Source organism: Piscicoccus intestinalis NBRC 104926 (assembly GCF_001515525.1).
Lineage (GTDB): Bacteria > Actinomycetota > Actinomycetes > Actinomycetales > Dermatophilaceae > Kineosphaera > Kineosphaera intestinalis.
This window is the reverse complement of record NZ_BCNQ01000170.1, coordinates 1-9137: the sequence shown is the minus strand read 5'-3', so window position 1 is coordinate 9137 and position 9137 is coordinate 1. Positions and strand designations below refer to the sequence as shown.

Below are 9137 nucleotides of genomic sequence, written 5' to 3'. Positions count from 1 at the left end.
GGGGCTGGGGCTGCCGGGGCTGGGGCTGCCGGGGCGCCGGCCGCACCCCGGGCCTCGGCGAACCTGCGCTCGCTGGACCCGCACGCGTTCACGATGCGCAGCGTGACGCACCGTCACCCGGCGTTCCTGGCGGCCCTGGCCGCGAACGAGGTCGCCGTGCGGATCCTGCCGATCGACCGCGCGAAGTTCCTCGTCAACTCGCTCTTCGACCTGCGGGTCGAGGCCAGCGGCGTCGACCCGCAGACCGCCCGCATCGAGATCTCGGTGTCCGGCCCGGGCGGCGCGGCGGCGATCCTGCGCGGCGAGCCGCAGCGCACGAGCTCGGTGCCGGGCAGCCTCGAGGTCACTTACCCGGGCGTCTTCTACCCCAAGGCCGGCGAGTACACGATCACCGCGAAGGTCACCTCCGGCTCGACGACGAAGGAGGCCAAGGTCACCAACGAGGTCGTCCTGGCCCGGGCCCGGGCGCGCCCGGTGAAGAACGTCATCTTCTGCCTCGGAGACGGCATGGGCCAGTCCGCGATCACCGCGGCGCGGATCCTGGCCAAGGGCATGACCGAGGGCAAGTACCACGGGCTGCTCGAGATGGACCGGATGGACTTCCGCGGCAACGTGACGACGTCGGGGTACGACTCGATCGCCACCGACTCCGCGAACTCGATGTCGGCGTACATGACCGGGCACAAGGCGTCGGTCAACGCGATGGGCGTGTACGAGGGCAACAGCCCGGACGCCGACAAGCACCCCAAGGTCGAGACGATGGCCGAGATGGTCAAGCGGGCCAAGAAGATGGCCGTCGGCATCGTCACCACCGCGGAGATCCAGGACGCCACCCCGGCGGCGGTGTTCGCGCACACGCGGCGGCGCTCGCGCCGAGCTGAAGAAGGCCGTCTCCGGCAACCCCGACAAGCTGCTGGGCACGTTCGCGATGACCAACCTCAACGTCTACATCGACCGCGAGATCAGCAAGGACCCGGCCGTGCTCAAGGAGTACACCGACCAGCCGACGCTCATGGAGATGACGCAGGCGGCGCTGCGCGTGCTGGAGAAGAAGAAGGACGGGTTCTTCCTGCTCATCGAGGGCGCGTCCATCGACAAGATGGAGCACCCGCTCGACGGTCCCCGGGCGACCTACGACTGCATCGAGCTCGACCAGGCCGTCGGCATCGCCAAGAAGTGGGCGGCCGAGCACGGCGACACCCTCGTCGTCGTCACCGCCGACCACAACCACTCGATGAGCATCGTCGGCACCCACGACCGGCGCGACAACCCCGACCCGGACCGGGAGGGCAACGGCGTGTACGGCGACGCCGGTTTCCCCACCTACGTCGACTCCAACGGCGACGGCTTTCCCGACGACCCCGACCCCGACGTGCAGCTGTTCTACGGCTGGAGCAACCACCCCGACCACCGGGACGACTTTCAGCACAACGCCACGTTCCTGCAGCCGGCGCTCGTCGACGAGGCGACCGGCCAGTCGGAGCCGAACCCCGAGCGCGACCCGAAGGCGATGCTGCAGATCGGCAACCTGCCCGGCGAGGAGAGCAACTGCGTGCACACGGTCGAGGACGTGTGGATCATGGCCGCGGGGCCGGGCTCGCAGCGGTTCAACGCCGTGCTCGACAACACCGAGGTGTTCTTCGCGATGGCCGACGCGATGCAGCTGCGGCTGCCCGCCCCGAAGAGGGCCTGAGCCGTGCGGCGGACGTTTCGCAGTGCGCGCGTCGCGGCCGTGCGCACCCCGCCCGGATCGGACTCCCGGCGAAGGCTGCGCGTCGCCCGGGCGGTGACCGGCTCGCCGGAGAGCCCGGCGCGGCGGCGCTGACCGACCCCCCCGCAGGGCCCGGCTCCGCGAGGCCCTCCCCGCTGGTCCGTACACTGGTTGTTACCGATCAGTAGGGAGGGCTCGCGATGCCGCGCCACATCTACACCGAGGACCACGACGCGTTCCGGGCGTCGGTGCGCACGTTCATCGGGCGCACCGTGCGCCCCCGCGCGGCGGAGATGATCGCGGATCACACGATCCCGCGTGGCATCTGGCGGGAGGCGGGCCGGCAGGGCCTGTTCGGCCTGTGCATCCCGACCGAGTTCGGGGGAGCCGGGGCCGACGACTACCGCTTCAACGCCGTCCTCGCCGAGGAGGAGGCGGCGTTCGCGCAGGCTTTGGCGTCGTGCTTCGGCATCCACGCCGACGTCTGCCCGCCGTATGTCGTCGCGCTCGGCACCCCGCAGCAGCAGCGGCGCTGGCTGCCCGGCATGGCCGCCGGCGAGCTGATCTGCGCGCTCGCGATGACCGAACCCTCGGGCGGTTCGGACCTCGCGGCGCTGCGCACGACCGCGGCGCGCGACGGCGGCGGCTGGGTGATCAACGGCTCGAAGACGTTCATCACCAACGGCCACCAGTGCGACCTGGCGATCGTCGCCGCGCGCACCGACGAGTCCAAGGGCGCCCGCGGCATCACGCTGTTCGTGCTCGAGGCCGGCACACCCGGCTTCACCAAGGGCGCCCCGCTCGACAAGGTCGGCCAGGACGAGGCCGACACGTGCGAGCTGTTCTTCGACGACGTGCACGTCGGCGACGAGCAGCGGCTCGGCCCGGAGGGCGGCGGGTTCGTCGCGATGATGCAGCACCTCACGCAGGAGCGGATCGGCTCGGCGATCACCAACCTCGCGCAGTGCTCGGCGATCCTGCGCGAGACCCTCGACTACGTCAAGGACCGCCGGGCGTTCGGGCAGCCGATCGGCTCCTTCCAGGCCAACCGGTTCACGCTCGCCGAGCTCGTCACCGCGGTGGACGTCGCCCAGGCCTACGTCGACGACTGCGTGCTCGCGCACGCCTCGGGAAGGCTCAGCGCCGTCGACGCGGCCAAGGCCAAGTGGTGGACGGCGCAGGTGCAGAACGACACGCTCGACGCCTGCCTGCAGCTGTGGGGCGGCTACGGCTACATGAACGAGTACCGCGTGGCCCGCGCCTGGCGCGACGCCCGGGTCACCCGCATCTGGGCCGGCTCCAACGAGATCATGAAGGAGATCATCGGCCGCGACCTCGGCCTCGACGAGCGGGGCCGGGCGTGAGCCCAGCAGTGCAGCCGGCAGCGAAGGCGGGAGTGATGGCAGCGTGAGCGAGGGCACGAGCGAGGGCGCGACCGGTCGGGTCGCGATCGTCACCGGCGCGGCCCGGGGGATCGGGGCGCGGATCGCGATGCGGCTGGCCGCCGACGGTTTCGCGGTCGCCGCGCTCGACGTCGAGGCGGCGGCGTGCGAGCACACCGTCTCGCAGATCGAGGCGGCCGGTGGGCGGGCGCTGGCGGTGAGCGCCGACGTCGCCGACGAGGCGAGCGTGGCCGCCGCCTACGAGCGGGTGGTCGCCGGGCTCGGCGCGCCGACGGTGCTCGTCAACAACGCGGGCATCACCCGCGACGCGATGGCGCACAAGATGGCCGTCGACGACTTCGACGCGGTGCTGGGGGTGCACGTGCGCGGCGCGTTCCTCATGAGTCGGGCGCTGCGCCCGCACGTCGCGGCCGCGGGCTGGGGGCGGGTCGTCAACATCTCCAGCACGTCCGCGCTCGGCAACGCCGGGCAGGCCAACTACTCGGCCGCCAAGGCCGGCGTGCAGGGGCTGACGAAGACGCTCGCGCTGGAGTTCGGGCGGCTCGGGGCCACCGTCAACGCCGTGGCTCCCGGATTCATCGTCACCGACATGACGGCCGCGACGGCACAGCGGCTGGGACTGTCGTTCGAGGAGTTCCAGACGGCGGCGGCCGCGCAGATCGCGGTCGGGCGGGTCGGGCAGCCGGACGACATCGCCGCGGCCGTCGCGTACTTCGCCTCCGAGGGTGCCGGTTTCGTCTCCGGGCAGGTGCTCTACGTGGCCGGGGGGCCGGTGGCGTGACGCCCCGGCTCACTCCGTCGTGCGGATGGGGGCGAGGGTGCCGGGGGACCAGTCCCAGCGCATGCCCCACACGCCGGGGCCGAAGTCACGCTTGTACCGGCGCAGGGCGCGGTCGGTGACCGGTAGCGGCACCGCCCGCTCCTCGGAGCCGACCTCCACGAACTCCTCGGCCGTCACCGGCAGCGCCTGGGGGTGGAACTCGACCTCGAGGTAGCCGTCGCGCAGCGGCGCCACGCACCCGCGGTTCCAGTCGTAGGTGGGCATCGTCTGGCCCGCGGCGCCGTAGCGGTACTGCAGGAAGATGACCTCACCGACGTTCATCGCGCGGGGCAGCAGCATCTCGGCGACGATGAGCGGCACGTTCGGGCCCTCGCGCACCTCCCCGATGCGGCAGTTCACCTCGGCGCTGATGAACGGGTAGCTGCGGGCGTCGTCGTGCCCATACCAGGAGGGGAGCCGGTCGACGCCGTCTCGGGTGCAGCGCAGCAGGTTGGAGACGATGTGGCTGTCGAGCGTGCCGTCGCGCCCGATCGAGACGCGGTCGTGGATCGAGAGGTACTCGAAGCCGGTGTCCCAGGAGAGCCCGAGCGAGGTGATCATCTCGGAGATGAGGTCGGCGCGCTTGATGAAGCGCTCGGCGCGCACGGTGCTGCGCCCCTCCGCGGCGGTGCGCACCGGCCGCGGCGGCACGAGGGAGGCGAGGCTGCCGCGGTCGACCCCGAGGATCTCCTCGAGCGCCCCGAGGGCGGCGATGGAGGCGCTGCGCTGCGGCACGCTGCGGCCGGTGCGCCAATAGCTCAGGGTGGCGGCGGACAGGTCGTGCCCGCGGCGGCGCAGGTGGTAGGTGATCCGCTCGAGCGAGAGGCCACGCTGATCCGTGGCCTCGCGGAAAGCATGCGCGAACGTGCTCGCCGAGCGAGCCTCAACGCCCATGTCATCCTGTGCTGCCACCGTGTCCTTGCCTTCCGTGCGGGGAGCCCGCGGGGTCGGAACGAAGGTCTCGCGTCGATAACGGGCTAACCGAGAGTAGACAGTATTCGACGATCTGTCCGAGCCCACATCCTGGCAGCCTACCGATCGAGGGGTTTGCCCGTGGCGGACCGGAGAATGTCGTGGCATGCCGGCGGTGACCGCGGTGACCAGCGCGCTTGCTCGCGGAGCACGGCTCGGGCGGCAGTAGGCTGGCCGATCATGAGCTCAGTCACAGGGATCGGTTCGTGGCCCGGCAGTGACATCCGCACGCCGCTGCGGCTGGTGCGTGACCTGCTGGTCTTCGAGGGTCCGGGCGACGCGTTCGGGTGCCCGTATCTGCCCGAGTTGCCGGCCCGCGGCCCCGGCGCCGACCTCATCGGGCGCACCGCCGGACTGCTCACCGAGCTGCCCGTCGATCTGCAGCCGTCGGGTTGGCGGCTCGTCGACCACCCCGGCCGCGACGCCGTGCGCACCGCCGCCCTGCTGCGCGGTGACCTCGACGAGCTGGCCGAGACCTTCGACGGGTACGTCGGCCCGCTGAAGGTGCAGGTGGCCGGTCCGTGGACGCTGGCCGCCGAGCTGCGGGTCGCCCGCGGCGAACGCGTCGTCGTCGACCCCGGCGCCTGCCGCGACCTCACCCAGTCGCTCGCCGACGGGGTGCGCACGCACCTGGAGACGGTGGCTCGGCTCGTGCCCGGCGCCCGGCTCGTCCTCCAGCTCGACGAGCCTTCGCTGCCTGCGGTGCTCGCGGGCCGGCTGCAGACCTCCTCGGGCTACGGCACGCACCGGGCGGTCGACCCCGAGGTCGCGCGTCGCGGGCTCGTCGAGATCGTCGAGGCGGCCCGCTCCGCCCAGCTGCCCGGCGGCGACGTGGAGGTGGCCGTGCACTGCTGCGCGCCGCAGCCGCCGCTGCCGCTGCTGCGGGCCGCGGGCGCCGACGCCGTGGCCCTCGACACCACGCTGCTGCGGGCCCAGGGATGGGAGTCGGTGGCCGCGACCGTGGAGGCCGGGGTGCGGCTGTGGGCGGGCATCGCGGTGCCCGACGCCGACCCGGCGCCCTCGACCGGGTCGCTCCTGGCGCCGCTGCGGCGCGCCTTCGCCGACGTCGGCTTGCCGGACTCGGCCCTGCGCGACGTGACCCTCACGCCGCCGTGCGGGCTGGCCGACCGCACCCCGGCGCAGGCCCGCGCGATCCACGAGCGGCTCGTCGACGCCGCCCGGGCCCTGACGGAGATCGCCTCGGGCTGAGCGACTTTCGACACCGGCTCCGGGGTGGTGCGCGCGGGGTCTGCCAGCTTGTCGGTGGGCTGGTGCAAGATGTGCCGCGTGAACGCACAACCGCAGTCCTCGCCACCGTCCGGCCCCGGTCCCGACCTGCCGGAGGCGCAGGGCGGCGCGCCCGACGAGAGCGTGCGCCACGAGTGGGAGGAGCTGGCGCAGCAGGTGCGCGAGCACCAGTTCGCCTACTACGTGCGCGACAGCCCGACGGTCAGCGACGCCGAGTTCGACGAGCTGCTGCGCCGGCTGCAGGCGCTGGAGGAGGAGCATCCCGCGCTGCGGGTGCCCGAGAGCCCGACTCAGGTGGTCGGCGGCACGTTCTCCACCGACTTCGCCGCCGTCGACCACCGCGAGCGCATGCTCTCGCTCGACAACGTGTTCAGCGCGCAGGAGCTGCGCGAGTGGTACGAGCGCACGGTCGCGGCCGTCGAGGGCTCCGACGTGCACTTCCTCACCGAACCGAAGATCGACGGGCTCGCGATCAACCTGCTGTACGAGCAGGGGCGGCTCGTGCGGGCGCTGACCCGCGGAGACGGTCGCACCGGCGAAGACGTGACCAACAACGTGCGCACGATCGCCGGGGTGCCGCACCGGCTCACGCAGCCGCACGACGCGCACGACGAGCAGACGGCCACGGTGCCGATCCCGCGGCTCGTCGAGGTGCGCGGCGAGGTGTTCTTTCCCGTGGAGGCGTTCGCCGAGCTCAACGCCGGTCTCGTCGAGGCGGGCCGGCCGCCGTTCGCCAATCCCCGCAACGCCGCCGCGGGCTCGCTGCGGCAGAAGGACCCGCGGGTCACCGCAAGCCGCCCGCTGCGCCTGATCGTGCACGGCATCGGCGCCCGGGAGGGCTTCGACATCGTGCGCCAGAGCGACGCGTACACGATGCTGCACGGCTGGGGGCTGCCGACGTCGACGCACAACCTCGTCGTCGACGACCTGGCCGGCATCGAGGAGCGCGTCGCCTACTTCGGGGAGCACCGGCACTCCATCGAGCACGAGCTCGACGGGCTGGTCGTCAAGATCGACGAGGTGGCGGTGCAGCGCCGTCTCGGCTCCACGTCGCGGGCGCCGCGGTGGGCGATCGCCTACAAGTACCCGCCGGAGGAGGTGACGACCAAGCTCCTCGACATCCGGGTCAACGTCGGGCGCACCGGGCGGGTCACCCCGTACGGGGTGATGGAGCCCGTGCTCGTCGCCGGCTCCACCGTCGAGAACGCCACCCTGCACAACGCCGACGAGGTGCGCCGCAAGGGCGTGCTCATCGGCGACACCGTCGTGCTGCGCAAGGCCGGCGACGTCATCCCCGAGATCCTCGGGCCGGTCGTCGACCTGCGCGACGGCTCCGAGCGGGAGTTCGTCATGCCGACGCAGTGCCCCTCGTGCGGCGCACAGCTGGCGCCGGAGAAGGAAGGCGACAAGGACATCCGCTGCCCCAACTCCCGCCGGTGCCCGTCCCAGCTGCGGGAGCGGCTGTTCGGGCTCGCGTCGCGCGGGGCGCTGGACATCGAGGCCCTCGGCTGGGAGGGCTCGGGCGCGCTGCTCGACGCGGGGGTCATCGCCGACGAGGGCGACCTGTTCGGTCTCGACGCCGCCGACGTCGCGAGCGTGCCGCTCTACTCGCGCAACGCCACGAAGAAGGAGGCGGCCGACCCCGAGGCCGTGCCCGCGCCGGGCGTCGTCGGCGGGCGGGTGCTCTCGGCCAACGGGCGTCGGCTCGTCGACAACCTCGCCCAGGCCCGGCAACAGCCGCTGTGGCGGGTGCTCGTCGCGCTGTCGATCCGGCACGTGGGGCCGACCGCGGCCCGCGCGTTGGCCGGTCACTTCGGGTCGATGCAGGCCATTCGGGAGGCCGACGAGGAGGCGCTCGCCGGGGTCGAGGGGGTCGGCCCGACGATCGCCGACTCCGTGCGGCGCTGGTTCGAGGTCGACTGGCACGACGCGATCGTCGCCCGCTGGGCCGCCGACGGCGTGCGGATGGCCGACGAGCGCGACGCCTCGATCGAGCGCACGTTGGAGGGGCTCACGGTCGTCGTCACCGGCTCCCTGAGCGGGTTCTCGCGGGATGAGTCCAAGGAGGCGATCCTCGTGCGGGGCGGCAAGGCCGCCGGCTCGGTGAGCCGCAAGACCGATTACGTCGTCGTCGGGGAGAACGCCGGGTCGAAGGCCACCAAGGCCGCCGACCTCGGGGTGCGGACCCTCGACGAGGACCAGTTCGTCGCGCTGCTCGCCGGCGGGCCCGCCGCGGTCGCGCTGCCCGACGAGGGTGCGGGTGGCGAGGGCGAGCCTGGCGAGGCTGCTGAGGCTGCTGGGGGTGGCGCGGGCGGTGCGGCCGAGGATTCGGAATCGACTGGGGGAGAAGCGTCGTGACCACATCGCCACCTGCCTCGCAGCCCGTATCGTCGCCTGCCTCACAGCCAGCGCCCGACCCCGCCCCGGCGGCCGAGCTCGCGCTGCGGTGGCGCGATCTGGCGGGCCGGATGGGCTTCGCCGAGATCATCGAGTCCGGAGCCGGGGTGCTGCCCGGTTCGACGACTGCGAACGTCGTCTACGACCTCGGGGTCGCCGTGAGTCTCGCGCTGGGAGACCTCGCCGAGGCCGTCGACTCCTACGCCGAGCCCGACGACCTCGCCGGCCGGTACGGCTCGACGGCCGCACCCACGGTCGCGGCTCCGTCCACGGCCACGGCCACCGACCCGACCACGGCCACCGACCCGACCACGGCCACCGACCCGACCACGGCCACCGACCCGACCACGGCCAGGGCTCACGACGCGGCCGCGGCCACCGACACGACCGGCGAGGGGGCGTCGTGAAACCCACGCAGGCGTTGCGCGCCGCGGGCTCCACGGGCGCCCGTGCGGCCCGCGCCGGGCTGCACCTGGCGATCACCCCGGTCGTGCACCCCTGGATGACGTGCGACCCCGGGCAGGTGCGCGGCCTGGTCACCCAGCTCGACGGGCATCTCGCCCGCCTCGACGAGGCGGCGGCCCGC

At 73.0% G+C, this 9137-nt stretch carries 9 protein-coding genes and 1 pseudogene; 8 read left to right on the top strand and 2 right to left on the bottom strand.

Annotation, left to right across the window (positions count from 1 at the left end; translation table 11 throughout):
* Positions 1 to 113: 113 nt before the first annotated feature.
* Entirely contained in the window at positions 114 to 347 is a 234-nt protein-coding gene (locus PINTE_RS24605; protein ID WP_068433774.1) for a hypothetical protein, read from the bottom strand.
* 160 nt (positions 348 to 507) lie between these two features.
* Between PINTE_RS24605 and PINTE_RS25140 the strand changes: the two are divergent.
* From PINTE_RS25140 to PINTE_RS18730, 4 genes and pseudogenes are all read left to right on the top strand, one after another.
* Positions 508 to 816 (top strand): annotated as a pseudogene (locus tag PINTE_RS25140) (alkaline phosphatase); the annotation flags it as partial.
* 112 nt (positions 817 to 928) lie between these two features.
* The gene (locus tag PINTE_RS18740; protein WP_068433770.1) at positions 929 to 1693 is read left to right on the top strand and encodes an alkaline phosphatase; all 765 of its coding nucleotides are present in this window, start codon (positions 929 to 931) and stop codon (positions 1691 to 1693) included.
* 218 nt (positions 1694 to 1911) lie between these two features.
* Positions 1912 to 3075 carry an acyl-CoA dehydrogenase family protein gene (locus PINTE_RS18735; RefSeq protein ID WP_068433768.1) on the top strand — a complete coding sequence of 388 codons (1164 nt, stop codon included), beginning with the start codon at positions 1912 to 1914 and terminating at the stop codon, positions 3073 to 3075.
* Positions 3076 to 3118: 43 nt separating this feature from the next.
* Positions 3119 to 3895, top strand: coding sequence for an SDR family oxidoreductase (locus PINTE_RS18730; protein WP_068433766.1), 777 nt, complete (start codon positions 3119 to 3121; stop codon positions 3893 to 3895).
* 9 nt (positions 3896 to 3904) lie between these two features.
* Here the strand turns inward: PINTE_RS18730 and PINTE_RS18725 are convergent, their stop codons facing one another.
* Positions 3905 to 4846, bottom strand: a complete 942-nt coding sequence (locus PINTE_RS18725; RefSeq protein WP_157087370.1) for a hypothetical protein — start codon at positions 4844 to 4846, stop codon at positions 3905 to 3907.
* Between the two features lie 240 nt (positions 4847 to 5086).
* Here PINTE_RS18725 and PINTE_RS18720 point away from each other — a divergent pair, with 240 nt between their 5' ends.
* From PINTE_RS18720 to PINTE_RS18705, 4 genes are all read left to right on the top strand, one after another.
* Positions 5087 to 6115 carry a uroporphyrinogen decarboxylase/cobalamine-independent methonine synthase family protein gene (locus tag PINTE_RS18720; protein ID WP_068433762.1) on the top strand — a complete coding sequence of 343 codons (1029 nt, stop codon included), beginning with the start codon at positions 5087 to 5089 and terminating at the stop codon, positions 6113 to 6115.
* A gap of 78 nt (positions 6116 to 6193) precedes the next feature.
* Positions 6194 to 8512, top strand: a complete 2319-nt coding sequence (ligA, locus tag PINTE_RS18715; protein ID WP_373280177.1) for an NAD-dependent DNA ligase LigA — start codon at positions 6194 to 6196, stop codon at positions 8510 to 8512.
* On the top strand, positions 8509 to 8958 hold the full coding sequence (locus tag PINTE_RS18710) for a hypothetical protein (RefSeq protein WP_157087369.1): 450 nt from the start codon (positions 8509 to 8511) through the stop codon (positions 8956 to 8958). Before ligA ends, PINTE_RS18710 begins: the two co-directional genes overlap by 4 nt.
* The coding region (locus PINTE_RS18705) for a hypothetical protein (protein ID WP_157087368.1) at positions 8955 to 9137 on the top strand (183 nt) is incomplete at its 3' end. The genes PINTE_RS18710 and PINTE_RS18705, both read left to right, overlap by 4 nt.